This is a genomic window from Phycisphaerae bacterium, assembly GCA_035275405.1.
In the GTDB taxonomy this organism is placed as follows: Bacteria; Planctomycetota; Phycisphaerae; order UBA1845; family UTPLA1; genus DATEMU01.
Genome location: DATEMU010000008.1, coordinates 224,031 through 248,421 on the forward strand (window position 1 = coordinate 224,031; position 24,391 = coordinate 248,421).

Annotated in this window: 24 protein-coding genes; 9 read left to right on the plus strand and 15 right to left on the minus strand. The window is 61.3% G+C overall.

All coding sequences use genetic code 11. The features are described 5' to 3' along the window. Positions 1-102: 102 nt before the first annotated feature. On the minus strand, positions 103-690 hold the full coding sequence (locus VJZ71_12095) for a hypothetical protein (GenBank protein HKQ48803.1): 588 nt from the start codon (positions 688-690) through the stop codon (positions 103-105). 53 nt (positions 691-743) lie between these two features. Next, complete coding sequence (locus tag VJZ71_12100) at positions 744-1,907, minus strand: TIR domain-containing protein (protein ID HKQ48804.1); 1,164 nt, start codon at positions 1,905-1,907, stop codon at positions 744-746. A gap of 1,047 nt (positions 1,908-2,954) precedes the next feature. On the opposite strand from VJZ71_12100, the gene VJZ71_12105 reads away from it, so the two are divergent. Then, a complete protein-coding gene (locus VJZ71_12105) occupies positions 2,955-3,332 on the plus strand; it encodes a hypothetical protein (protein HKQ48805.1) in 378 nt (125 codons plus the stop codon). A gap of 90 nt (positions 3,333-3,422) precedes the next feature. Here the strand turns inward: VJZ71_12105 and VJZ71_12110 are convergent, their stop codons facing one another. The 4 genes from VJZ71_12110 to VJZ71_12125 all read right to left on the minus strand — a co-directional run bounded on the left by VJZ71_12110 (position 3,423) and on the right by VJZ71_12125 (position 6,469). After that, on the minus strand, positions 3,423-4,274 hold the full coding sequence (locus tag VJZ71_12110) for a metal ABC transporter permease (protein ID HKQ48806.1): 852 nt from the start codon (positions 4,272-4,274) through the stop codon (positions 3,423-3,425). Next, positions 4,274-5,092 carry an ABC transporter ATP-binding protein gene (locus VJZ71_12115; protein HKQ48807.1) on the minus strand — a complete coding sequence of 273 codons (819 nt, stop codon included), beginning with the start codon at positions 5,090-5,092 and terminating at the stop codon, positions 4,274-4,276. Before VJZ71_12115 ends, VJZ71_12110 begins: the two co-directional genes overlap by 1 nt. After that, complete coding sequence (locus VJZ71_12120; GenBank protein HKQ48808.1) at positions 5,089-6,021, minus strand: zinc ABC transporter substrate-binding protein; 933 nt, start codon at positions 6,019-6,021, stop codon at positions 5,089-5,091. Before VJZ71_12120 ends, VJZ71_12115 begins: the two co-directional genes overlap by 4 nt. A 172-nt stretch (positions 6,022-6,193) precedes the next feature. Next, positions 6,194-6,469 (minus strand): flagellar biosynthesis anti-sigma factor FlgM, encoded by a 276-nt coding sequence (locus VJZ71_12125; protein ID HKQ48809.1) that lies wholly within the window; start codon positions 6,467-6,469, stop codon positions 6,194-6,196. A gap of 549 nt (positions 6,470-7,018) precedes the next feature. On the opposite strand from VJZ71_12125, the gene VJZ71_12130 reads away from it, so the two are divergent. Continuing rightward, complete coding sequence (locus tag VJZ71_12130) at positions 7,019-8,359, plus strand: NAD(P)-dependent oxidoreductase (protein ID HKQ48810.1); 1,341 nt, start codon at positions 7,019-7,021, stop codon at positions 8,357-8,359. A 10-nt stretch (positions 8,360-8,369) separates the two neighbouring features. Here the strand turns inward: VJZ71_12130 and VJZ71_12135 are convergent, their stop codons facing one another. The 5 genes from VJZ71_12135 to VJZ71_12155 all read right to left on the minus strand — a co-directional run bounded on the left by VJZ71_12135 (position 8,370) and on the right by VJZ71_12155 (position 12,288). Further along, positions 8,370-8,834 (minus strand): hypothetical protein, encoded by a 465-nt coding sequence (locus tag VJZ71_12135; protein ID HKQ48811.1) that lies wholly within the window; start codon positions 8,832-8,834, stop codon positions 8,370-8,372. 17 nt (positions 8,835-8,851) lie between these two features. Then, positions 8,852-9,448 carry a tyrosine-protein phosphatase gene (locus VJZ71_12140; protein HKQ48812.1) on the minus strand — a complete coding sequence of 199 codons (597 nt, stop codon included), beginning with the start codon at positions 9,446-9,448 and terminating at the stop codon, positions 8,852-8,854. Between the two features lie 83 nt (positions 9,449-9,531). Then, positions 9,532-10,590, minus strand: a complete 1,059-nt coding sequence (locus VJZ71_12145) for an iron ABC transporter permease (protein ID HKQ48813.1) — start codon at positions 10,588-10,590, stop codon at positions 9,532-9,534. Continuing rightward, complete coding sequence (locus tag VJZ71_12150; GenBank protein HKQ48814.1) at positions 10,587-11,399, minus strand: ABC transporter ATP-binding protein; 813 nt, start codon at positions 11,397-11,399, stop codon at positions 10,587-10,589. Before VJZ71_12150 ends, VJZ71_12145 begins: the two co-directional genes overlap by 4 nt. Further along, entirely contained in the window at positions 11,392-12,288 is an 897-nt protein-coding gene (locus VJZ71_12155; protein HKQ48815.1) for a helical backbone metal receptor, read from the minus strand. The genes VJZ71_12150 and VJZ71_12155 overlap by 8 nt, the downstream gene beginning before the upstream one ends. On the opposite strand from VJZ71_12155, the gene purQ reads away from it, so the two are divergent. From purQ to VJZ71_12175, 4 genes are all read left to right on the plus strand, one after another. Continuing rightward, the gene (gene purQ, locus VJZ71_12160) at positions 12,277-13,176 is read left to right on the plus strand and encodes a phosphoribosylformylglycinamidine synthase I (protein HKQ48816.1); all 900 of its coding nucleotides are present in this window, start codon (positions 12,277-12,279) and stop codon (positions 13,174-13,176) included. The genes VJZ71_12155 and purQ overlap by 12 nt on opposite strands. A gap of 150 nt (positions 13,177-13,326) precedes the next feature. Further along, positions 13,327-14,961, plus strand: coding sequence for a hypothetical protein (locus VJZ71_12165; protein HKQ48817.1), 1,635 nt, complete (start codon positions 13,327-13,329; stop codon positions 14,959-14,961). 229 nt (positions 14,962-15,190) lie between these two features. Continuing rightward, a complete protein-coding gene (locus VJZ71_12170; GenBank protein ID HKQ48818.1) occupies positions 15,191-16,357 on the plus strand; it encodes a hypothetical protein in 1,167 nt (388 codons plus the stop codon). A gap of 102 nt (positions 16,358-16,459) precedes the next feature. Continuing rightward, positions 16,460-17,416 carry a L,D-transpeptidase gene (locus VJZ71_12175; GenBank protein ID HKQ48819.1) on the plus strand — a complete coding sequence of 319 codons (957 nt, stop codon included), beginning with the start codon at positions 16,460-16,462 and terminating at the stop codon, positions 17,414-17,416. Here VJZ71_12175 and truB read toward each other — a convergent pair. Beyond that, positions 17,346-18,107: a tRNA pseudouridine(55) synthase TruB gene (truB, locus tag VJZ71_12180; GenBank protein HKQ48820.1), complete on the minus strand. Its 762-nt coding sequence runs from the start codon at positions 18,105-18,107 to the stop codon at positions 17,346-17,348. The two genes, VJZ71_12175 and truB, sit on opposite strands and share 71 nt — an antisense overlap. Positions 18,108-18,147: 40 nt before the next feature. Between truB and VJZ71_12185 the strand changes: the two genes are divergently transcribed. From VJZ71_12185 to folE, 3 genes are read left to right on the plus strand one after another with little or no spacing between them, the layout of a single operon-like run. Beyond that, positions 18,148-18,591, plus strand: coding sequence for an NAD(P)-binding protein (locus VJZ71_12185; GenBank protein ID HKQ48821.1), 444 nt, complete (start codon positions 18,148-18,150; stop codon positions 18,589-18,591). Positions 18,592-18,613: 22 nt separating this feature from the next. Further along, positions 18,614-19,087 carry a hypothetical protein gene (locus VJZ71_12190; protein HKQ48822.1) on the plus strand — a complete coding sequence of 158 codons (474 nt, stop codon included), beginning with the start codon at positions 18,614-18,616 and terminating at the stop codon, positions 19,085-19,087. Then, positions 19,084-19,668, plus strand: coding sequence for a GTP cyclohydrolase I FolE (gene folE / locus VJZ71_12195; protein HKQ48823.1), 585 nt, complete (start codon positions 19,084-19,086; stop codon positions 19,666-19,668). Before VJZ71_12190 ends, folE begins: the two co-directional genes overlap by 4 nt. Positions 19,669-19,678: 10 nt before the next feature. Here the strand turns inward: folE and VJZ71_12200 are convergent, their stop codons facing one another. The 3 genes from VJZ71_12200 to VJZ71_12210 form a co-directional block, all read right to left on the minus strand. Further along, entirely contained in the window at positions 19,679-21,223 is a 1,545-nt protein-coding gene (locus VJZ71_12200) for a hypothetical protein (protein ID HKQ48824.1), read from the minus strand. Positions 21,224-21,247: 24 nt separating this feature from the next. Then, on the minus strand, positions 21,248-23,227 hold the full coding sequence (locus tag VJZ71_12205; GenBank protein HKQ48825.1) for a tetratricopeptide repeat protein: 1,980 nt from the start codon (positions 23,225-23,227) through the stop codon (positions 21,248-21,250). 572 nt (positions 23,228-23,799) lie between these two features. Then, positions 23,800-24,222 carry a hypothetical protein gene (locus tag VJZ71_12210; GenBank protein HKQ48826.1) on the minus strand — a complete coding sequence of 141 codons (423 nt, stop codon included), beginning with the start codon at positions 24,220-24,222 and terminating at the stop codon, positions 23,800-23,802. Positions 24,223-24,391 lie beyond the last annotated feature (169 nt).

A 24,391-nucleotide genomic window follows, 5' to 3' on the forward strand; every position in this document is an offset into this window, starting at 1 on the left:
CGAGCCCTTTAGAGCGGATCAATCCCCCGTCCCGTGGTGCTGATTTCAGAAGGAAAAGGCATATCGCAAAAGCAGAATGTCCCCCTCACTTCACACTATTCGCTACTCAGTCAACGACCTTATCGCGCCGCCCAACTGCGGAGAAATAATGTCCACTATAAATTGCACAAACTTGTTAACCTTAATCGACATTTGTCGCCTGACGAAGACTCCGGCCATTGGGCAAATGAATTGAGGGAGTTGACCTGGCATTTCATCCATCAACATTCTGGCTTTTGCCGTCTGACCTGGATTGATGTGCGGTAAGCGAATTGCACAGGATTCTCCATCATTGCGTTCGAACATCCAAATTGTTTCATAACCAGGCGGCGGTGACTCAAAGTAACCGGGTATTACGTACGTGGCTCCGGGCGCGCGAATCTCTATTGGTGGATTTTCGATGACTGCGTTTCCCGTATTGGTTACATCCACAGAAAGAAGTACCGGTTCTGGCAGCTCCTCGCCTTTGTAGGATATTCGCAAGTCCGTAGCTTCCAATGCGGGAATGGGGCTACGTAGAATTGGTTCCATTGTCACCTTATACGTGAGTTCTCGTCTAGTCTGCGAGTAGCGCGCAACTCTCCAAGTCACGATAACGCCCAAGAGAGTGGCTGCAACACCAAGCGCGCCGATCCAATATTCTGTTGTCATATGCCTTTTTCTAGCGAAAGTTCCGCATCAATGTCGTCTGCTTCATCCTATTGTTAGCTTTCAACTTCCTGCCCAGGAAGTGGGTAGTTCTTGATGTCTTTGATCGCCTCTAAGAGCTTGATAGTAGCGCCCGCATCCAAGGTGTCGTTCGAATAGCGAACCTCATACAGCCCTTGCAGATTTGACGGGAGTTTTACGCCCTCGCGAACGAGCAGAATAAAGCGTTTACCGTAAAAAGCCATCGCAGCGCCAATCTCAATGAGAACGTTTGGATTGAGCACGACATGCTCGTTGCCGTCTTTGTCCACAATCGTGCGGTCGGCATCGACGTGGATGATTGCAGCTCCACAGCCCCGCATGTCGCCCATCACCTTTTCAGGGACTGGTTTCGATACTGACTGTCGGTCCACAGATACGACGGCTTCGAGTTCACCAAACTCAAGGAGCTTTTTGATCGGGTCGACTAGGTCCCGACTCTTCCCATGCGTTATGAACACCCGTCGGCGGCGGAAGTCATCAACAATAGCCGCCGTGAATTCAGCGCCCTTTGGCTGAACTGCCGGAGGTGCCGCCGGTGTCCGGGGCGTGTCACGAACAGGTAGTTCACTCTCTGGTTCTCCCAGAGGAGTTGTCTCTGTCGATTCTGACGGCGGTGTCACTGCACCCTGCAGGGTGACGTAGTTTTTTCCCTTGATCTCTTCGATAAAACCAACAGAGCGCGCCGACGCATCAATCCGCTCCAGTACCTCGGCCGTCTTTTCACGAGGGACCCCCATTCCCTCTAGAACGTTCATGGCGATGTCCGAACGAGGAAATGCGTTACCATCGTACTGGCGCAAGAAATCACAAAAAATACGCGGCTTAAGAACAGCCTCACGTTTCGCTGCTACATCGGCCCCTTCAGCAGTCGGGCGCACTATCTGCCGCGCTAGCTCGGTTACGGATATTGAGGCGGCTTGAGCGCCGCCATCGACCAAACCGAAAGCGATTGCCGCTCCGGTTAGCAGGCGAATCTGGGACCCCTTCGGATCAACGTCGAGCGCCTTCGCAAGCTGAAGAGGGGGCGTGGGTTTTCCGGCATAGTTGTCAACGATTGCTTGAGGTATCCGCAGCGCATCATCGAGGGACGCTGCCGGTACGTCCGCCTGCTTTAGGTATGACCGTTTGGTAGAGGACTCTGAGCCACTTGCCGAGGGCGTCTTCTTTACTTTCGCCATATCAGATCCAGTCCACTATGTGTTGACAGCCAAGCATGTTTTGGCCGAGCCATTTAGCACTCCAGACACGGTTAGATTACCAGATCAATTCGGAAGCGATCAGGGCGAAGTGCTTTGCCCGGCATTCCGTGTCGCGTGGCCGATTTCTTACCACTGTATCTTACGTGGAACAGCAGCATATCCGGATTACGGAGTGCATTCAACGCCAACGGAGTTGATGTCCGCTAGCCCAAGGGTTGGTCGCCGCAGCGACCCACCCTGGGACAACAAACGCCCGCGAAACCACCCAACCCCATCGGGGTTGCGCCTCAACCCTTACAGGGTTGTGGATGCGCTGGCCGCGACGTTGACCCAGGGTAGCCCCGGTGCACCGGGACAACCCTGGGCTAGTGCCGAAGCCCCGTTGGGGCAGGTTAAAGTGTTAACATCATCCGCAGGCTCGCGGCAAAGCGTTTTCTGCGTTCTTCCCTCACGCCCCAGTCTTGGACCCATGAACCCTTCGTCCCTCGCCCCATTTTTACAGGGATCACTGAGCAAGTGTTATGGGCAGGAAGGAAAAAGAAAGGCAGGCCGTATCTCTCGCAGAAGACCGAGGGACACAGCCCCGGAGATTCCCCGCCCATGCGTCGAGAATTCAAGAAATTGAACTTTGTCAGGCCAATACAACCACTTTATTTTTTTCTGCGCGACGTGCAGCGGTCCATCTTCAACGCCCAAGCCTCGCCTTTGCGCTCGTTTGCGGTCAATTGCGCTTCAAAAAAAACTGTGCCCATCGGCGCCAGGAGTTTACCCGCCGTGTCCGCAGGACCTCGCCGTGGCGGGGCGGGCGGATTCAGCCTCGTTCCGCCTCGTTCAGGCTCATTCACCCACCGGGGGGACCCGCCGGAACGCCACCACTCGGCGTTTTCATCTTTTTTCACCTTGTCTCGGCTTTTCTCGGCCAAAAAAAAATTTCCGTGCCACGCGGCGCGCTTCCGTCTTGTCACCAGCGATCGCCGTCGAGCCCGGACAGTCAGCTCTCTGGAATTGATGCTAGACTTATCCGCTATGAGCATCTACGCAACGGTGGCTGAGATTGGCGTCAAACGCTTTGGCGACAAGGAGTTTGTGGACATCCTGGTCCAGGGTATACCGCCGCACATCGATTACACCGGGCCCGAGTGGGAGTTTTTGCCGCCGCCGGTTGATCCGGAAGGATCGATCATGCGAGCGGTGTTTTTCGTCGAAGCGGGCGATGAGAAGGGGACGGAACGGTGTGGGCAGGAATACGTTCGACCACTGCTGATGTTGACGGGCAAGGAATACGAAGACATTCCCTTTGTCGAATTGATGAAAAGGCTGGACGATGCGCTGGATGCGAAGTACGGACAGCGACCGGGGATGATTTACATCGATCCAGAGGGAGAAGAAAGGAAGTTTTACTGAGCTTACCGGCTACAAGAAGAGGATATCCCCGTTCGCACCATCTGCGGAAGTGCAATCCAAAATCTTGTCAATCCTGCAAATCCTGTCCATTCAACTCCGTCGCACGCGCCGAACGACTCCCCCACCCGCCAGCGCCAGCAGATAAACCGCCCCCGCCAGCACGATCGTCGTCGCCCCCGTCGGAAGACTGGGGCCGTAGCTGATCGCCAGACCGCCGGTCGTCAGAACGACGCTCAGCAGTGCGGAGAGGCCCATCATCTCCAGGAGCGTCCGCGAGAACTGCCCCGCGACGGCGACCGGAAGCGTGAGCAGCGCGATGACCATGATGATGCCGACGACCTTGATAAGAACCACGACCGTCAGGGCCGTCAGGCAGAGCAGGAGCAGGTAGTAGAACTCGACGCGAATCCCCCGCAGCCGGGCGAACTCCTCGTCGAAGCAGACGGCGAGGAACTTGTTGTAAAACAAGAGGCCCATGAGCACGACGACGATGTCGAGCCCGGCGATGAGCCAGAGGTCCTGGCCGGAGACCATGAGGATATTGCCGAAGAGATAGCTCATCAGGTCTTCGCTGTAGCCCGGTGTCTTGGCGATGAAGAGGATGCCGATGGCCATGCCGATCGCCCAGATCGCCCCGATGACCGTGTCCTCGCGCTGTTTCGCGCGGAGCGTGACCCAGCCGATGATCAACGCTGCGACGAGCGCGGCGACGAGGGCCCCGGCGAGTGGATGACAGAACTGCCAGCCGTACACGGCCCGGCAATAGCCCGCCGCACCCATGCCCCCAAGGACGCAGTGGGAGATGCTCGCGGCGATGTACGTAATCCGCCGCGTCACCACATAGGTCCCGACGATCCCGCAGGCGACACTGGTCAGCACGCCCGTGACCAGCGCGAAGCGGACGAAATCGTGCTTGCCGACGGCCTCGAAGAACTCGCCCATCAGGAGTGGCCCCCTTCGTGGCGGCAATCGTGATCGTGGTGGACCATATGCACATCGCGGCCGTACAGCGCGACGATCGCGTCGCCGCCCAGTTCGGTCGCGCAGTGCACCGAAACGGTACGGTTCACGCACACGACCGTTCGGACCAGCTTGGAGACGAATCCCACGTCGTGCGACACCAGTATGACGGTCAGGCGCTCGCTAAGATGGCGCAGGAGTTCGTAAAAATCGTCCTGGATACCGATGTCGAGGTTGGAAGTGGGTTCATCGAGCAGGAGCAGGTCCGGCTCGCAGGCCAGCGCACGGGCAATGAGCACGCGCTGGCGTTGGCCGCCGGACAGCATGGAAAACGGCCGGCGGCCCATGTCGGCGAGTCCGACCTCCGCCAGGACGCGCTGGGCCACGCGCCGATCCGCGGCACCATACGGCCCGAAGATTCGTCCCATGCCCAGGCGTCCCATGAGAACGACGTCCAGCACGCTGACCGGGAACTGCGGATCGAGCTGCGCGTATTGCGGCATGTACCCGACGCGCGGTCGCGCCCGTTCGGGCGTCACGCCGAAGACGCGAAGCGTCCCGCGCGACGGGGTGAGCAAACCGAGAATCAACTTGAGCAGCGTCGTCTTCCCCCCGGCATTCGGTCCCACGATGGACACGAAGTCCCTTTCGGCGATACGGATCGTCACGTCCTTCAGGACGGGTTCCCGCTCGTACGCAAAAGAGACGTCCTCGAACTCGATGATCGATCGCCCGTTCGCCCGGCTCGCCGGCGAGGCGGAGTCCGATGTGGGCCGTTCTGTCGCGGGGACCTTCATCATTGCGCTTGTGTCACCCGATCTGTCGCCTGGCCGGTCCCGGTGCGCAGCGACGCCGCGATCTTCTCGGCCATGCCGACGTAATTGTTCAAATAGTCGCGGGCCAGCGGATCGATCGTCACCACCTCGGCCCCAATCTCCGCCGCGACGGTGCGGGCCGCGCTCGACGAGAATTGCGGCTGCACGAAGATGGCCCGTGCGCCGGTCTGCCGGGCCTGTTCGATCATCGCCGCCAGTTGCCGCCCGCCCGGCTCCTTGCCGCCTTCCTCGACGGCGACCTGCTTCAAGCCATAGGCGTCCCCGAAGTAACCAAAGGTCGGGTGAAAGACAAAAAACTCGCGGCCCTTGAATGGGGCCAGCGCCGCCGCGGCCCGCTGATCCGCCGCATCCAGGTCGGCCTGAAACGCCCGCAGGTTCTTCTCGTATTCGTCGGCATTATCGGGGTCCAGTCGCGCCAGCGCGGCGGCGATCGTCGCGGCCTGCGCCTTCACCAGCTTCGCGTCCAGCCAGATGTGCGGGTCCATTCCTCCTTCACCATGATCATGACCCTCGTGTCCGCAATGATCGGTCGCGTGACGCATCGCGACCCCCGCGCGCGTATCCACCACGACAAGGTCGGGCCGCGTCGAACGGACCTTTTCCTCCAACGTGCGCTCGAACGGAACGCCAATCGTGAAAAACACCTGCGCCTCCGAAAGGTCGGCGATCTGCCGCGGGGTCGGCTCGTAGCTGTGATAGGACTGACCGGTACCGACGAGGACCTGCACGGCCACGCGCGATCCGCCCACGCGCTCGACGAAATACGCCTGCGGCAGGATCGTCACCACGGCCCTCACGACATCGATTGCCTGCACCGGGGCCATTTCCCGACGACAGCCGCCCGCGTGAGCGAGCAACAGGGCCAGACTTACCAATCCAGATATCCCGCGCATGACCATCCCATCCCGGTAGTAATACATTGTATTACAACCATCGTCGGCCGCCAACCGCGGCGATCGGGGGTAAAAACACTGAAACGGGCCGGCCATGGCCAGACCCGTTTCGGTGACCGAATGCAAAGGAGAGGTAGAGGTTTGTACGCTTAAGCGCCGCGGCGGTTCGCGCCTACAGATCCGTCAGGATGCGTTCGGCCGCGATCTCGAGCTTGTCGGGGGACTCATACGTCCCATTGAGAATGGCGTTTCGAACCTCGACGATCTTGCGGGCGCGGGCCTCCGGCAATTCCGCCAGCCGACTCAGGAAATCGGCCAGTTCCGAGATCTCTACGCTGTCCTCCAGAACGGCGGCGTTGCCGGAATCCATGCGTTCAAAAGCGTGATTCGCGAAATCGCGAAGGGTGGGTGACGTTGCCAGGGTGCCGATCGTGTTAATCTCGTTCATGACATACCTCGCCGAAACTTGCCGATAAAATCACAGGTCCGATACTTGCTCATTACGCGAGATTCAACGGCGAAGTTCTCGAATCTCCACGTTTGTCAGTCCTGCCGCACGCATCGGCCGGCAATTCTTGCCTGAGAACACCGGTCAGATTTGGGGCAGAACTCGCTACCTTGGATATCGACCGGGTCTTCACTCAAACTCCAAGCGTTTTTACGTACCACCACTATATGTTGAGCCCGTCGACTTTGTGCCTTTTTTCGCGCATTGTGAATTCCCCCGCGCTCTTATCGGGCGATCGGTTATAAGTCCTTCGCTGCCAATACTTGCGCTCGCGATGCCGGCGATCCGATGCCGGGATGGCCCGATCGGTTGTCGGAGTGACATGACCACAATCCCTAGTATCGATCCCAAGGCCGATAAAGGAAGTTCCGATAATGATGGCATGCAGCAATTGCGCATTGGGATGCGGTTGTCGCCTACCCCATTTCGATGGGTTTTGGATGCCCGACCGCAATGCCGAAGTTTTGCACCGTTATAATCGCCCTACCTATGGGAAACATCCCGTCATATCAGCGCGCCGCCGAGTTGGCCCGGAATTTCGCCGATCTCGATCCGGTGCTGATTCCGGATGAGGCCCTCACGGAAGCGTCGCGGTGTCTTTTCTGCTACGACGCCCCCTGTACGCGGGCCTGTCCCACCCATATTGATGTTCCCAAGTTCATCCGCCAGATCCTCCACAAGAATCCGCTGGGCGCCGCCGAGACGATCCTGGACGCCAATATCTTCGGCGGCTCGTGCGCCCGCGCCTGCCCCACGGAAGTGCTCTGTGAAGGCGCGTGCGTCGACAACACGCTGCTAAAGGCGCCGGTGCAAATCGGTCGGCTGCAGCGCTTCGCCTGCGACCGCGCGACGGAAGTCGGCGTATCCTTTTTTGAAGCCGCGCCGCCGACGGGAAAAAAAGTCGCCGTCATCGGCGCCGGCCCGGCCGGGCTGACGTGCGCGCACGAGCTTCGCAAGCACGGACACGCGGTGACCGTCTTCGAGGCCCGCGAGATGCCCGGCGGCATCAACACCTACGGCATCGCCTACTACAAGTACGACACGAAGTTCGCCATCTCGGAAGTGGAGCGCGTGATGCAGATCGGGGGGATCGATTTGCGTCTCAAGAGTCCTGTCGATGGCGCCGGGATCGCCCGGATGCTGGGCGAATTCGACGCCGTATTTCTGGGGGTCGGGCTGGGCCGGACGGCCCCGCTGAATATAGAGGGAGAAGATCAGGACGGCGTGTGGGAGGCCCTCGATTTTATCTTCCAGACTCACACGCTCCCCCTGGAAGCCTGCAAGTATGGTCGTAGAATGATCATCATTGGCGGCGGCAATACCGCCGTCGATGTCGCCACGGCCGCAGTTCGCCTCGGCGCGGAACACGTCACCATCGCCTACCGCCGGTCCGCCGCCGACATGCCGGCGTTTGCTTACGAGTACGAGCTTTCCAAATCGGACGGCGTCCTGTGGGAGTTTTCCGCGGCGCCGGTCCGCTTCGTCGGGCAGGGCGGCAAGGTGACCGGCGTGGAGTTTCTTCGTACGCGGGCCACGGGGGAAGGCCGCACCGCCAAGTTGGAGATGATTCCTGGATCAAACTTCACGCTCTCCGCCGATATGGTCGTCAAAGCCCTCGGCCAGGAGCCGCTGCTCAATCTCTACCAGGCCATCCCCGGCCTCGCCATCGAAAAAGGCAAGGTCCGCGTCGATCCCCGGACGGGGGCCACCAGCGTTCCCAAACTTTTTTCCGGTGGTGATTGCACGAGCAAGGGCGCGGAGGTGGTGGACGCCGTCCAACAGGGCAAGCTCGCGGCGGCGGGCATCCATTCGACCCTCGGCGCCCGCTGAAGTTCGGCGATTAACCAGGGACTTTCGACGTCGACTTGATCCCGGACGGGGGTTCCTTACGGGGGAGCTTGAGTTCCGCTGAATCCGGCGCCACCACGGGTAATTTGGGCTTCTCACCCGGCCGAATGGGCGCCGGTGTTTCGCGCAACCAGGCGAGCAGGCGAAGCCCGATCAGCGCACTTAACAGTTGGCTGAGCAGAAAAATCCACTCCTGCACGATCCATGCGTATACCGCCAGCATGAACGTCGCCGTGATGCCGAGGTAAATCGTCCACGGGACAAGGACAAATCGATTCGCCCGGTGCGTGGCGATCCATTGCGACGCGATGCAGAGCGCGATGACCGCCTCCGCCGCCAGGCCGAACACCGCCCAGTTCGAGTCAAACACGTCGCCGGCGGCCCCCAGGACCATTTGCGATGCCGAGCGGGAAGGGGCAAAGTTGACCGCGGTGGCGGCGGAATTCGTGAAGCTCATGAACAGCTCGCCGAAGTTCATTGGTCGGATGGCGAGGTCGTCGCCGTTTTCTTCCAGCGACCCGGCCGGTATGCCTTCAACTGGTCCAGTACCGGCGACTGGTCCGCCTTATCGAAGCCGAATGATATCATCTCCGCCGTCGCTTCCTCGACGGACCATCCCATCCGTTCGATGCGATAGAGCGCACACAGGTATCCTGTCCGATGACGACCAGCGGAACAATGTACCCAAACCGGCCGGTTTGCGGGATCGTCAACGATCTCAAAAAACCGCTTCACGTGTTCGTCGGGAACCGGCTTTCGGCTCTCCACCGGAATATGGATGACGCGAAGCCCCTGAGACTGGGCATGTTCTTTTTCGTCGGGCACCGCGCGGCTCTCGCCTTCGCGGACGATCACCAGCGTTTTGACGCCGAATTCCTCGATCGTGTTGTCGATTTGCGCAATCTTCGGCTGGGCGCTACGGTAGAGAACTCCCGGATCGACCTCGGAGAGCCGTTTGGGGAGCTGGATATGCTGAAGGTAGATCAGCCCCGCCGATGCCCCCGCGACGCCGATCAACGAAGCGACGACGATGGCAAGGCGCGAGAAAGGACGCGGCGCTCTCTTATTCATGGCAGGGGGGTCCATTGTTTCCATCGAGATGACACGGTCGCACGCCTACGAGGATAGTCGGACTCTCGCCCTACGGCAACCGCTTACGCGACCCGACGATGTAACAAGACCAGAAAAATCGGAACTCCGACCAGGGCGGTCACGACCCCGATCGGCAGGACCACGACGGCGAGACTCTGACCGGCAAGCGCCCCCGCCCAGACCATGGCGAGCTGAGAAATCCAGTCGCAGACCGCCAGGAAGACGCCGCCGAGCAGCGCTGACACGGGCAGCAGTATTCGGCAATCGCGGCCCACCATGAGTGCAGTCACATGCGGCACGACCAGACCGACGAAACCGATCGGCCCGCAGACGGCGACGACAGAGGCCGTCGCCAACGAACCACATAGGATGCAGATGGCCTGGAGCCGCGCCACGTTCACCCCGCGCGCCGCGGCCAGTTCATCGCCGAGGAGATATTGATTGAGCGCCCGGCCGGACGCCAGCAGAAGCGCGCACGCGGGGACGATCAGCGGCAGATTGGACGCCCAATTCAGATGGCCGATCGACTCCAGGGATCCCATCATCCAGCGAATGATCTCAAAGGTCTGGCGGACGTTGGACATCGAGGTGACGAGCATCATCATCGCCGAGCAGAACATCCCCAGCGTCACACCGGCCAGGAGCAGTTCGTTGGTGGTCAGGCGGCGCGTTCCGCGCGTAAAGAGAAACACGACGGCGATCACGGCGAGGGCGCCGATGAACGCAAAAAGCGTGACGCCGGAGATCCCGAGGATCGTGAACTCGATCCCCCAGAAAATGGCCATCAGCGCGCCGAGGGAACCGCCGCTGGCGATGCCGAGCGTATACGGCGTGGCCAAAGCATTGCGAAAGAGCGTCTGGAAGACGGCCCCGCACAGCGCCAGGGCGACTCCCGCCTCCAACGCAAGCAACGTGCGCGGCAGCCGCAGTCGAAAACCAATGACGTACTCGATCGGCGGAGACGGAGCGTCGTGGCGATGCAGAAAGCTCCGCCAGGCGTCCAAGATACCAATGGAATCCGATTGATTGCCGATGCCGGGACTCAAAACCAGGACAACCAGAAACAGTCCGGCGCCGACGGCCAGAGACGTGAAATAGCGGCGGCGATTGAGCCGAGTCATGGCGTATTCCGCTCCTTGGCGTCCGCCGGCACGATCCACTCGCGGCCCAGACCGGCCTGCACCGCCACTAACCGAACGCCATACACCGGTTCAAGGACGCGCGGCGTGATGACCGACTCCGGAGGACCGGACGCGACGGTCCGGCCATCATCGAGCAACAAGACGTGTGTGCAGAATCGCGCGGCCAGGTTCAGATCATGCGTGACCACGACGACGGCCAGCCCCGACTGCTGCGTCAATCCCTGGAGCATCCCGAAGATCGAAAGCTGGTGAAAGAGGTCGAGTGCCGCAGTCGGTTCATCAAGCAGCAGCAGCGCCGGCTCCTGGGTCAGCGCGGCAGCGATGTGCACGCGCTGCGCTTCGCCCCCCGAAAGTGTGGACAATGACCGATCGGCATACTCCAGGGTCTGAGTAGTGCTCATCGCTCGATGCGCAATCTGGAAATCAACCGCGCTCTCGAAAATACCGAACTGGCGATGCGGATAGCGCCCCAAGAGTACGATATCGCGGGCGGACATGGCCACGTCGCGCGGCGGGCTCTGCGGGAGGAAGGCAATTTGTCGGGCGCGATCACGAACCCCAATTTCGCCCAATGGGCGGTCTCCAAGAAGAATCGCTCCGGATCGGGGCGTCAGAAGCCCGGCGAGAAGTCGCAAAAGCGTGCTCTTACCCGCGCCGTTCGGCCCAATGATTCCCCAGCACTGACCCCGTCCAACCTCCAGCGAGACGGGCTTGAGAAAGTCCGGTCGCTGCGAGAAGCCGAACGAAACCGCTCTGGCGGCAAGGATGGGGCCTTCGGCGTCAGTCAATCGTCGCCTCCGGATGGAACCACTTCGCCAGTTTCGCGATCACGTCCACGATCCGGGGTGACGGGATGGTGGCGTTCTCGTCGCAGAGAAGAAACACCCGGTTTGTTTCCACGGCCGGCAGAGGCCCCAGCTCCCGCCATTGCCGACGAGCCTTCGCTTCCAACTCGGACGTCAGATTCACTTCCGGCATCGCGTCGATGATAACCTCCGGCCGGGCCACGAGGATCGCCTCCTGCGCGACGCTCGGATAGGCCGCCGACAAGTCTCCAAAAACGTTTTGCCCACCCGCGGCCGTGATCATGTCGTCCACAAACGTGCCCTTTCCGCCGACCATGACGGAAGTAATCGCATCCGTACTGCGCGCCAGGGTGATTAACACGCGCGGACGAGCCCGTCCGTCGACGGCCTTTACGATGGCCATCAGTCGGTCGCGCATTCGCTGTTGGGCGGCGGCCGCCTGCTCCCGGCAATCGAGGACCTCGCCTAGTTCCTCCAGCGTCGCAAAGATGTCGGCGAGGCTCTCGGTTCGATCGCGAAACAGGCGTATGCCGCCGGACGCGCAGAGCTGCTCGACGCCGTGGTGCCGCCCGCGCAATACGATCAAGTCAGGATGCAACCTGAGAATGGCTTCCAGGTTGACGTCAAAGAGCCCCCCGACGCGCGGCAACTTTTTGATGGACTCCGGCCAAACGCAGAAGTCGCTGACCGCCACGAGCCGATCCGCCGCGCCCAGGGCCGCGATGATCTCCGTCGAGTTGGGCGAGATGGAGATGATCCGCCGCGGAGCGGAGGGCGCGGACGAAACCGACGGTGACTCCGCCGGCCGACAGCCCGCACCCGTCCCGATCACCAGCCCGCACATCAACACGACAGAAAAGTGGCTGGTCATATCGCCGGTATTCTCAAACCGGCGGATTGCGAAGTCAAAAAGCTGATGCCGGCCACCGCCGCACCAGTTGTCGTTGTCGCTTTTTCACTCTGCTTCCGGTTCGACTACACTCCCTCCATGGGCAGCAGACTCCGTGTCCTTGTTCTCCGCGCCGCCGGCATCAACTGCGACGAGGAAACCGCCTTCGCCTGGCGAAACGCTGGCGCGGCCGTCGAGACCGCGCACGTCAATCGCCTCGTCGAGCAGCCGAGGCTCCTCGCCGAGTTTCAAGTCCTCACCATCCCCGGCGGCTTCAGTTATGGCGATGACATCGCCAGCGGAAAAATCCTCAGCAACCAACTCGTCCACCACCTGGGTGACGACCTTGGCCAATTCGTCGCCCGCGGCGGCGCCGTTCTGGGAATCTGCAACGGCTTTCAGGTCCTCGTCCGCATGGGGCTGCTTCCCGGCAGCGACTGCGGCGTGCCGTGCACCCTCACGCTGAACGACTCCGGTCGATACGAGGATCGTTGGGTTACCGTGCGGGCCACGTCGCCAGCGTGTGTGTTTCTCGATCCGGAAACGACGTTCGTGTTCCCCGTGGCCCATGGAGAGGGCAAGGTACTTCCGGCGGGAGGCGAAGACTCGATCACCCGCCTCGAGGCCCAAGGTCGGATCGCACTGAAATACGTCTCTGCGGACGGAAACGCGCCCAATTTCCCCGCCAACCCCAATGGCAGCATTGGAAACGTGGCCGGTTTGACGGACGCCACTGGGCGGATCCTGGGGCTGATGCCCCACCCCGAGCGAAACCTCTTCCCCGCCCCGCCCGGGTGCTCGACCCGCGATTTCAATGCTGAAACCGCGGGTGCAAGGTTTTTTCGGCGGGCTGTTCAACGCCTCTCCTGATCTCAAGCCGCCTCCCTCGCATAACCCATTGGCGCAGCTTAAGGATAGCCCCGCAAAGGGTCGATAATGTCGCGACCGTTTGTGTGTTATTTGAGGGAAGCCGGCGGGCGCGGTTCAACCGCCCGTCGCAAACGCACGAGGACACTCCCCATGCCGCGACACGTTCAACCGTACATCACGTTTTCCATGCTCGCATCGGTGCTGCTGACATCGGCGTGCAGCCAAAAGATGCCAGCACCGTTCTGGAAAAAAGATCGCGAGCCGCACGCACAGTCGGACGCGCCTTTCGATCCGCCGAACACCTACCACGAGTGGGCGTACGACGCGCCCGAGTATGCCAAACCGGCGCAGGAACCGACGCCGGAGGCGGACGTCGAACCGGGTGATCCACTCCACTTCTTCACCCGCGAAAAAGTCGTCATGATTCGCCGGCCCGACGGTTACACGCCCGAGGAGACCCCGCGCGTCGCGGTCTGGTGGACGGACAACAACGGCTTCCACTGGAACAAGGCCGGCTACTTCGGCCGCGAGCAATCGTTCTTTCCATTTGAGGTCGACGGCGATGGCGACTACGGAATCCGTTTTGTCGGCCCCGGCCAGGAGCCGTCGCTCCACACCGCGCCGCTGCCCGAGCGCGTCTATCACGTCGATACCTCCCCGCCCGCCGTCGAAGTGACCATTGAGCCCGAGCAATCGTGGTACCACGTCGGCGACGTCGTGACGATTTCCTGGAAGGCCGCGGATTATCATCTCAGCGAGTATCCAGTCCGAATCGGAGTCCTGACGGATTTCACGGGCGATGAACAAAACCCCGTGGAACTGCAACGCGACCTCGCCGAAAACGGCTCGATCACGCATCCGCTTTCCGCCAACGCGCTGGACCACGAGATTCGGTTCCGCGTTGACGCCGTCGATCGCGCGGGCAATCTGGGCCTCGACATCTCGTTCCCGCTTCAGGTTGTGGCCAAGACGGCGGAAGAAGAACTCGGCGGCGTTGCGGCGACGGATCCTTCCATCACCGACGCGTCGGAACGTGTGTCAGCGTCTTCTGTCGCGCAGCCCGACCCGCCACCGACACTTTCCCTGGTCGATACCGACCCCGGCGAAAGCTCCCGGCCACGCGCCAACGGCGGCCCGGCGCGAATCGATACGACCATTCCGTTCGCGACCGCGATCGCCCGTACGGCGGAACTCGAACCCGTGGAAGTCGATCCGCCTCCGCCGGCAGAGCCCGATCCATCCTCCGACTCGCTCGATCCCCCGACCGGCAATTTCTCCCTTCCGGATTCACTGACCAGTCTTCCAGGCTCAAGCGCGCAGCCCGACGCGGGCGCCACCATCCAGACGGATCGTGTGGACGACCCTGCCACCGTCCATGAACCGATGCGGGAATCTGTTGCCTCGGTCGACGCCGCACCACCCATTGAACCCCCTGCACCAAGTCCCGCGCCGCCCGCACCGCTGGACTTTCCGTCGATCACTTTCACCGCCCCCTCCTCCACGTCTGAGCTCCTTGTCCCAATGCCAGCCACTGTCGAAAAGCCGGACGAAGTGATCCAACTCGCCTCCGCACACCCCTGGCGATCCTTGAGTGTTTCGTGGCCCGCGGCGGTGCAGACGGTCTGGAACCTGCCCCGGCCGAATTTCACCCCCGAACTCCGGCGGCTCTTCGACATTGGCACGCTGGCGGATGGTTCCTGGGCCCGTCCGGTGGCGGAGCCACCGGCTACGACGCGGACTTTTGTCGGCCTCCCAGAGGATGCGCCGGGTGCGATAACGCCGTAGCGGCGGCGGTTGCTTCGACACGGGAATATCCGGAGGTCGTGGCGTCTTCACCGGGGATTTTCCCCTCTGCTGTATTCACGTTCAGCGGTATCAGCGGCACCGTTGGCCTTTTTTTGGAGAACTCTGGGTACACCTTGCGCAAAAATCCATTGCCGCACCATTTTGTCGTGGGTACACTCTGAAACTGCGGGTTCGCCAAAAATCCACAACGCTTCCCGGAGTACCGAACATGTCTCGAAGAGTCTTGGCCGCAAGTCTGGTCCTGGTCTCGATGCAAACGAGTCGCGCTCAGGTGATTTTCGAGGCTACCGCCGCCGGTCCAGAGGCCAACGCTCAGGCCGGCATACAGGCGACCGTAGACGCGTTTCGCGCCGCGCTCGGGGATCCCAATAATGGCAACGCGGTCGGAAGCCAAGGGAGCGGGCGCCGCCAGATAACCTGGGACGGCGCAGATAACGACGCAGCACCGGCACGGCTACCGGCGGATTTCTTCAATGCCATCGCGCCGCGAGGGGCCATTTTCGGCGGCGATTCTCGGATATCTTTTCAAGTCAGCGCGGATGCGACGCCTGCCGTTCCTGGTACGCTCGATGAATTCGGAAACATAAACGCCACGTATCCAACTGCCTTCTCTGTATTCTCGTCGCCGCGGCTCTTCTCCGCCCAGAACAACAATGTGCTGGAGGTACAGTTCGTCATTCCGGGAACTTTGGACCCGGCGGTGGTCAGCGGTTTCGGCTCGGTCTTTACGGATGTGGACCTTCCAAGCACGAGCATGATTGAGTATTTCGATGCCAGCGGCACGCAGTTGTTCACTCATCACGTGCTGGCGTCGGCCGGCAATGAGGGCCTGTCGTTCCTTGGCGTCTTGTTTGACGCACCCGTCGTGCGTCGCGTCCGCATTACGAGCGGGACACAGGCCTTGGGCCCGAACGACGTTACGCAGACGCCGAGCAACCCGGACATTGTCGTGATGGACGATTTCATTTACGGCGAGCCTTTGGCCATTCCCGACAATGACGGCGACGGCGTGATCGATCCACTTGACGGCTGTCCGGACGACGCGGCCAAGACAAACTCCGGCGTCTGTGGCTGTGGTTTGGTGGACCTCGATTCGGACAGCGACGGCACACCCGATTGCTTCGACCTTTGTGCGATGGATCCCAATAAGATCGCCCCCGGCATCTGCGGTTGCGACACGCCTGACACCGACGCCAACGGCAACCAAGTCCCGGATTGCCTCGAATCGGCCCCGCAAATGCCGAACAACGTGTGCGGACTGTGCGCCGCTGGCGCGACGATGTCGATGAGCCTCATTCTGGGGATCGTGTTTGCGGTTAAGACCGTTCGTGGCCGTTACCGCCGGCGGGCGATGATGATGACAGACGATAATTGACGAAGTCGTGAGCTTACGGCCTGTCGCGGCGTGCGACCGGGAATCGGGCGAGGCGGCCGGGAGTGCCGATAAATCATAACCGCCGTAACCCGGAGCGATGCCATGCCCGCTACAGCAATTGCGGTGCTATTCCTAACGATTCCGGCGACCGGTGGGCCTCTGGAGGCGGTCGGGCTCCAAGCGGCGCTCGATCGGTCGGGGTTTTCGCCGGGCTTGATCGACGGCGGGCCGGGGGCCAAGACGCAGGCAGCCCTCGAAGCCTTCCAGAGATTCAAGGGTCTTCCCGCCACGGGTCAGGCGGATGCGGTGACGCGAGCGGCCCTGGGGTACGATTCCCAGCCGGCGGTAACGCGCTATGTCATCTCCCAAGTCGATGCGGCGGACGTGGCCCCCGCGCCGGCGAACTGGATCGCCAAAAGCAAGGTGGATCGACTACGGTACACGTCGCTCGCGGCGCTCGTCGCTGAGCGTGGTCATTGCAGTCGCTGGCTGCTCGGACGGCTCAACCCGGGAATGGATCTCGACCGGCTCAAGGCGGGCGACGCCCTCGTCATTCCCAATGTGGCGTCGTCGCTGCGACCGCCGCGGGCGATGCGCCTCGATATCGATTTCGACGCCAGGACGATCCGTGTCATCGACAAAGCCGGTCGCACGGCGGCGCTGTTTCATTGCTCGATCGCGAAGCACAAGTGGAAGCGGCCGAGCGGGCCGTGCAAGGTCGTCGTCGTGCGGCGGGACCCGGATTATCTGTTCGATCCGAAGATGTGGCCGGAGGTCAAGGACGTGAAACGGAAGCTAGTCATCCCGCCGGGTCCGCGCAGCCCCGTGGGGTTGTGCTGGATCGGTCTGTCGCTCGACGGATTTGGGATTCACGGCACGCCGGAACCCGAGTTGATCGGCAAGACCGGCTCGCACGGGTGCTTTCGGCTGACGAATTGGGATGCACTGCGGTTGGGAGAAATGGTGCGGGCCGGGACGCCGGTGCGGTTTACGGAGACTGCGGCAGCGGTGGCGGCGCGTACGCCTCGATCCGCGCGATCGCGTCCGGCACGGCGATGAGGGCAGCGCGGACGGCCTCGGGGGAAGCTTGATCCAGGCGAATCGAATCGTCGACGGTGAACGGGCCAATTGCCTCGCGGCGAAGTTGCTCGCAGATGGCCCCGCAGCCGAGCGCATCGCCAAGGTCGCGGGCCATCGCGCGGATGTAGGTGCCGCGGCCGCAATTGATGTCGAGCGACAGTAGCGGCCACGCGTAGTCTTCGATCGTGCTGCCGTAAATGGTGATTGGCCGCGGGGCGTGTGGGACCGCGCGACCCTTCTTCGCCAACTTGTAGCTGAGCACGCCGCCGACACGCATGGCACTGAAGGCCGGAGGGACTTGCTGAATCTCGCCGGTCAGGCGGCGTAGCACGGAACGGATCGACTCGATCGGGGGCGGAGTCGCGCCGGCAACGGGGTCGGCGGGCCGTTCCGTATCAAACGTCTCGTTGGTGACGCCGAGGCGCAGCGTCGTACGATAACGCTTGGGCAGTTCCATCAGCCGCTCGACCAGGCGAGTCCCTTTTCCGATGCAGGCGATGAGCACGCCGTCGGCGAAGGGGTCCAGCGTGCCGGCGTGGCCGACCTTTTTGAGGCCGAAGATCGGCCGCAGACGATAGACGTAATTCGCGGAACTCTTGCCGACCGGCTTGTAAAGATTGACAAGGCCCGCGGGCAGATCGGGCGGATCGGCAGGATGGTGCGGAATCATCTAAACATACTATAATCGCCGCTATAGGGTTTTCCTTACCATGCCGCCCATGAATGATCATGTCATTATCGCAGGCTTCGGTGTCGGCGGTCGATTCATCGCCGAGTATCTGAAACAGCATCGCATCCCATTTGTGATCGTGGAGATGAACCCGGAGACCTGTGCGACCCAGCGCACTCTGGGCATCGAGACGATTCACGGCGACATCACCGACGAGGCGATCCTGCGCCAGGCCGGCGTGGAGAGCGCCAATGTGCTGGCATTGGCCCTCCCGGACGAGGCGGCGGCGCTCCGCGCGACGGAAGTGGCCAATCGCCTCTGCCCGGAGATTCATATTATCGCGGCCACGCGCTACACCTCGACCGGTCTGTCGGCCCTTCAAAAAGGGGCGGACGAAGTGATCGTGGCGGAGCAGGCCGTCGCCCACGAGTTCTACCGACGAATCTCAGCGTTCATGTCGCGGCGGGTGAATGCGACGACATGATGGACCTTGTGACGAACTCCAAATGATGCTGACCCTTCACTGCCATCAGTCCGATTGCCGCGGGCGAGTACGCCTCCAGGCGGACTCCGCGGGCGAGACGTCGGGAGCCTGTCCAAAATGCGGGGCGGTCGCGCGCGTAACCGTCGATCAGGCTCTGGCCCGCCATGGCGACGTCAGCCGATGCGCGGCGTGCAACGGGTCGGAGTTTTTCATCCGCAAAGATTTCCCGCAAAGACTGGGTCTAACGCTGGTCATCCTGTTCGGGGCAGTCGCATCGGTCTTCTATTACTTCGAGAACATCCCAGCCACCTTCGGCACGCTGGGCTCGCTCGTCGTTGTCGATGCCCTGATCTACTTGTTCGTCGGACGCGTAACGGTTTGTTATCGCTGTCGCGCCGAATACCGCGGGGCGGCCTACAATCCGGATCATCAGGGTTTCGATCTGGCAACGTCGGAAAAATACGACCCCGCGGCAGCGCGATTGGAGCGTCTATGACCGAGCATCGACCGCCGGAAAAACCGGTGGATGAAAAAAAGATTGCGGCGGCGGTTCGCGAGATCCTCGTCGCCGTCGGGGAGAACCCCGATCGCGAGGGGCTAAAATCGACGCCGGATCGCGTGGCGCGGATGTACGCGGAGATGTTCTCGGGGATGCGGATTGATCCGCGCGATTATTTAAAGACATCGTTCACCGAGAAATACAACGAGCTGGTCGTGCTTCGCGACGTGCCGTTTTATTCCATGTGCGAACACCATTTGCTGCCCTTTGAGGGCCGGGCGCATATCGCCTACCTGCCCAACGGCCGCGTCGTCGGTCTGTCGAAACTCGCCCGCGTCGTCGATGCCTACGCGCAAAGGCCGCAGCTTCAGGAGCGGCTGACCACGCAAATCGCCGACGTGTTGATGGAGGAATTGCAGGCCAAAGGCGTCGCCGTCGTGATGGAAGCCGAGCACAGTTGCATGACCTGCCGCGGGGTGAAAAAGCCCGGCAGCGTCATGGTCACGTCCGCCCTGCGCGGGGAGTGCCTGACCGGCGCGACGCGGGCGGAGGTGATGAGCCTGCTGCACAAGCAATAACCCGGCACTGCTAACGAATCTTGTATACGCGGAAAGTGACCCGCCACTCGGGATGCTTGAAAGTCGGATCAAGCCAGTCTTTCCATTTCGCGTCAAGATCCTCCAAGTAGGCCCGTTCCTCCACTAATTCGTATTCCTTGTCGAGGATCTTCTCTAGGTCCGACCATTTCGGAGAGTCGGAAAACTCCGAGCCGCGAATCGTGGCCACGCGAGGTGGTTTTCTTTCTTTCATTTTTTCGAGAATGGATTCTGGCGTCGCGGGCGCTTCATGAGACCCTCCTTGATCGGGCGGCAACGCAAACCATCGCCAGCCGTCGCACATGACCAATGGCGAATATTCACGCCACTCGAAAGGGGCCATCTTGCATCCGTAATAATACCGGGCGGCGGGTTGACTCATGACCCACTCTGTTGGTCCATTGCTTTTCAGACTATTCAGTGCGTGTTCCCATGGATCGAGCCAGCGGAGGCTGGACCAATGCCGTTCCGTGACGAGATTAATGTAGCAGCCAACCCAGGCGAGCGCCAGGGACGCCGTCGCCAAGCGCGCAAATCGCGTGGGCCATGACCGCTGCGCGCCCAGCCCATAGCGAATCCAGATAGCTGCAACACCAATACAGACCAGACCACTGAACACCATGATGTATTTATCGATAATGGTCCGAGAGGCAATCCCCGCGAAGACGCACAGGGCAATGATCTGCGGCATCGGGCCGGGCCGACGCCTGGCATCGCTCGAAAATATTGCCAACAAGCTGAATGCCACCATACTGACAAAGACGAACACCCAGACCCACCACGCGCTGATGGATGCGAGATTACCGGTGAACAGCGCCATGAGCAGGCGCAGGGCGGAATCGCCATATTTCGACCATGTGAGCGTGACTTGCGGAAACGTCGTCGCCTGTTTCCAGAATGCGGGCAGCCAAGGGGCGTAGAGAATGGCTGTGATGGCCGCGGCCGGTAGCCAGCGGCGGAACTGGCCGTGGCGAATGACCATCACTGCCCACGTAATCGCCACCAGGACCGGGCCAAAGTAGTTGGTGTAACAAACGGCCGCCGCAACGAGCGACCAAGCGATGAGTGTCCGGCGATCGACGCGCCGCGCCAGCACGCCCGTCAGCCATAAAAACAGGCCAACGAGGCAGAACATCATGCTGTACCAACGTCCGGCGAAGCCGAAGAGCAAGTGCGCCGGGTGGATGGCGGCGATCAGCATAGCGAGCCGGCCGGTCGGGGCGTCGTACCACTCGGTTGCGGCGAGTCGCGTGAAGACAAGTCCGGCGAGGAACATGAGGATCGACAGACTGCGCAGCCCGAGAGGGCCGACGCCGAAGATGTGGACCCAGATGTTTTGCAGGATGTAGTAAAGCGGCGGGTCGGGCTCTTCGCCGCACCAGAGCGCGGAGATCATCTCACCCATCGGCATTGTGTAACGGCGGCAACTGAAACCCTCGTCGTCGAAGACGGAGTAATGACCCGCGCCCCAGAACATGAAGGCGCCGACGCCCAGCAGCGTCAGAATCGTCCAACGATCGAACACACGATGGCGCACGGTCGGAATGATAGCGGCTCAGGGTTATGGGGTCGCTTGAGTCAAGGCATCCAATTCGGCCCTGGCCCGCGTGTGAGTCGGATCGAGGGACAGCACGGCGCGAAACGCGGTTGCGGCCTCCTGAGGGCGATTCAACGACCGAAGCGAAAGGCCGAGGTTGTACGACGCCTTGATCAGGACGTCGCGCTTGATCGCATCTGAAACGGAGAGGGCGGAACGATAGGCCGCGACCGCCTCTTGATGCCGCCCCATCTCCGCCAAAGTGAGGCCCAGATTCACCCTCGCTTCGACATAGCGCGGGTCCACTCGCAATGCATCCTGATAGACCGCGATGGCGGACTCGCGACGGCCGGCGAGACGCAGGGCGTTGCCGAGGTTGTAATAGGCGTCGGTCAATTGTGGATCGCGGCTGATCGCGGCGGTGAATTGTTCGATGGCGTCGTCGAGGTGGCCGAGTTCCAGAAGCGTCGCGCCGTACAGGGATCGGACCCGTGCGCTGAGTCCATCCGGATCGATCCCGATCGCCGTCTGGAAGGCCCGGGCCGCATCGGCGTAACGGCGATTGTGAAGAAAGGCTTCGCCCTTGTTGGCATACGCGCCGGCATACTTCGGATCGAGCCGCAATGCGTCATCGAACTTCGCCATTGCGCCGGTCACGTCGCCGCGCATCAGGAAAGCGTAGCCCAGGGCGTTGTGGGGCCGAGGATGGTGCGGGGCCGTGGCCACAGTGTCGTGCCAAAGCTCAAAGGGGTCGGCGTACAGGTTATTCCGCATCCACGTCATCGTGGATAGTGCGACGATGGTCATCGCCGCAACAACCACCGCGGGACCGCGCCTTCTCGGTCGATAAATGGCCGCCTTCCAAACGACAAGGACCACGAGAGAGACGACCGCTGCAAGGGGCACGTACATGCGATGTTCGAATGCCAGGTCCTTGATGGGAATGAAACTCGATGTAGGCAGCAAAACGAGGAAGAAAGCGACACCGAGAAAGCCGACCGCCTGACGCCGCCCATATGCCCAAGCCGACGCAGAAACGAGAGCAATGATCATGGCGGCCGGCGCAAAAACCCGCCACGGCGTTGAAGCGACGGGCCAGCCGTAGTCGAGGCACAGATTCGCCGGCCAGATCGAAAGCCAAAGATAGTGCAGGACTACGCCCGGCTGGGTGCGAAGGTACTCCAGCGGCGTGACGCCCTTGTAACCAAACCCGACCGTCGGAGGCTCGGGCTGCGGGGTGTCCATGACGCCGCGGACCACGCCCAGCGCGAGCAATACGGACCACGTTGCGGCCAATCCGAGATAAAGGCCCCAGCGTTTCCGCAGCGCGGCGCGAAAAGTGCCGGCGGCGAAACAGCGATCGTAGAGCAGCACGACGACCGGCGCCGTCACCATGACGGCCTTCGCCGCCATGCCCAGGGCGCAGGCGATGACGGAGGCTGCGTGCCATCCGGCAACCCGCTCGGAGGACATACCCCGGATCGCGCAGTACATCGTGAGAAAATAGAAAAGCCCCATCAAGGACTCGCTCCTCTGGACGAGGTAGGTGACGCTCTCGGTTTGCAGAGGCTGGACGGCCCAGATCGCCGCGATGAGGAAGGCCAGACCGCCCTTCCCGGTCGCTCGCCGGATGACGCCGTAAAGGACTATCGCCGCTACGCCATGAACTAGAAGATTGACAAAATGGTAGCCCCAGGGGTCCAGGCCATGCGCGGCGAAGTTCAGTGCGAATGAGAAATCGACGATGGGCTGAGAAGTATCGAAAAACCTCCCGACGGGAAAGACTTGACGGATCAGACGGTTGTCGACGATACCGGCGTAGTCGTCAAAAACGAACACACCGCGAAAGCTCGGGAGATAGGCGAGGATGGTCAACGCCGAAATGGCAGCAACTTGGACCGCGGGTGAGTTGAGAATGGCCCGATGATGGGGAGCGCGGATCGCCGCCGGCGACCCCGTTCCCCCCTTCAACCCCGCGCCTGCTCGCCTCGCTGAATGACCCACGTCGGGCCTTGTACCGCGAGCGCCGGCAGATTGCCACCCGGTGCGAGGCCCCGCGGCGCCTCGACAAGTTCAATGTGGAGCGCCCGGTCATCGTCCGTGATGATCGGGCGGCCGCAACGCGTTGGATTCGTGGGCCAAGCCCGCCGGCGGTCACCGCCGGAACAAGAGCACGTGCCTTGCGACAATTGAAGATACCGTCGGGAGGCCGCCGTTTTACCGGCAATCACCCGTGACCGCGCGGAGGTCGAGCGCTCGACGATGAACTCGCGCATCCTACTGCGAGTCCCGCGCCCGTCCGCCGCACCAGCCTAGTGCGTCTTCAACTGAGCAGAATCGCTTACCCGACTGAGCCCAACTGTCCCTTTGCATTGCCTATGACGGCTTCCGCGCCATCCGTGAGCCGTCCAACAAAGTCGATACCAGACGAAGCGGGCAAGGATGGGCGGAAGGAGGCCCTCATCCGGTCTCCTTCCGCGCCACCTCACTCGAAACTACCTCACCCAGGCAGCGCCGCGCCGCCCACTGGTCAGGTTTGCCGCCAACTCCAAGCCCTTTCCTTCCCCTCCGGAAACCTATTGTCCAAAATTGTCCCAGCTCTGGTCGAGGAGCTTTTCGAACTCCTCGCGGGGACGGATCTCCAGATGATCTCTTACTCCACAAATCACCACTTCCCGGCCAAGTCGAGCCTTGCGAAGCATCTTCTCCGGGATGAGGATACGCCCCTGGGTGTCCAGCTCCACGAACTGCACCAAGGGGAAATAACGTTGTTCAAATTCGAGGTCTCGAGCGTCGGGGTTGAGCTTCGACAGGCTGGCGCTGGCCATCTGCTCGAAGTTGCGCTCCGTGTAAAGCCAGAGGCTGCCCTGCGGCCGACCGGGGACGATGACAAAGCCCCGACCGTCGCGTTCCGGGTCCCATTGGCTTCGGTACTTGGCCGGGATTGCGAGTCGGTTCTTTTCATCAATGGCGTGTTCATAGTGCCCGATGAAGACCATGAAAAACCAATAAACACAGGGCTAATCCACTACCATCCACCTGATGGGATAAGCCTACACAATTCCCCACTTCGATGCAAGAAAAAAAAGAGGTTTTTTTCAAAGAGAATTGCAACTGCGCAGCGATGAACGGAACTTTCGCAGTTCCAGAAGGTTGCGGATTCGGGAC

Coding starts and splice junctions, on each gene's coding strand:
- VJZ71_12110 (HKQ48806.1), bottom strand. CDS start 4,274: ATGGGCGAGTTCTTCGAGGCCGTCGGCAAGCACGATTTCGTCCGCTTC.
- VJZ71_12210 (HKQ48826.1), bottom strand. CDS start 24,222: ATGGTCTTCATCGGGCACTATGAACACGCCATTGATGAAAAGAACCGA.
- VJZ71_12130 (HKQ48810.1), top strand. CDS start 7,019: ATGGGAAACATCCCGTCATATCAGCGCGCCGCCGAGTTGGCCCGGAAT.
- VJZ71_12165 (HKQ48817.1), top strand. CDS start 13,327: ATGCCGCGACACGTTCAACCGTACATCACGTTTTCCATGCTCGCATCG.
- VJZ71_12135 (HKQ48811.1), bottom strand. CDS start 8,834: ATGAGCTTCACGAATTCCGCCGCCACCGCGGTCAACTTTGCCCCTTCC.
- VJZ71_12095 (HKQ48803.1), bottom strand. CDS start 690: ATGACAACAGAATATTGGATCGGCGCGCTTGGTGTTGCAGCCACTCTC.
- VJZ71_12190 (HKQ48822.1), top strand. CDS start 18,614: ATGATGCTGACCCTTCACTGCCATCAGTCCGATTGCCGCGGGCGAGTA.
- truB (HKQ48820.1), bottom strand. CDS start 18,107: ATGATTCCGCACCATCCTGCCGATCCGCCCGATCTGCCCGCGGGCCTT.
- VJZ71_12115 (HKQ48807.1), bottom strand. CDS start 5,092: ATGATGAAGGTCCCCGCGACAGAACGGCCCACATCGGACTCCGCCTCG.
- VJZ71_12120 (HKQ48808.1), bottom strand. CDS start 6,021: ATGCGCGGGATATCTGGATTGGTAAGTCTGGCCCTGTTGCTCGCTCAC.
- VJZ71_12105 (HKQ48805.1), top strand. CDS start 2,955: ATGAGCATCTACGCAACGGTGGCTGAGATTGGCGTCAAACGCTTTGGC.
- VJZ71_12125 (HKQ48809.1), bottom strand. CDS start 6,469: ATGAACGAGATTAACACGATCGGCACCCTGGCAACGTCACCCACCCTT.
- VJZ71_12145 (HKQ48813.1), bottom strand. CDS start 10,590: ATGACTCGGCTCAATCGCCGCCGCTATTTCACGTCTCTGGCCGTCGGC.
- VJZ71_12175 (HKQ48819.1), top strand. CDS start 16,460: ATGCCCGCTACAGCAATTGCGGTGCTATTCCTAACGATTCCGGCGACC.
- VJZ71_12155 (HKQ48815.1), bottom strand. CDS start 12,288: ATGACCAGCCACTTTTCTGTCGTGTTGATGTGCGGGCTGGTGATCGGG.
- VJZ71_12185 (HKQ48821.1), top strand. CDS start 18,148: ATGCCGCCCATGAATGATCATGTCATTATCGCAGGCTTCGGTGTCGGC.
- VJZ71_12170 (HKQ48818.1), top strand. CDS start 15,191: ATGTCTCGAAGAGTCTTGGCCGCAAGTCTGGTCCTGGTCTCGATGCAA.
- VJZ71_12140 (HKQ48812.1), bottom strand. CDS start 9,448: ATGAATAAGAGAGCGCCGCGTCCTTTCTCGCGCCTTGCCATCGTCGTC.
- folE (HKQ48823.1), top strand. CDS start 19,084: ATGACCGAGCATCGACCGCCGGAAAAACCGGTGGATGAAAAAAAGATT.
- VJZ71_12100 (HKQ48804.1), bottom strand. CDS start 1,907: ATGGCGAAAGTAAAGAAGACGCCCTCGGCAAGTGGCTCAGAGTCCTCT.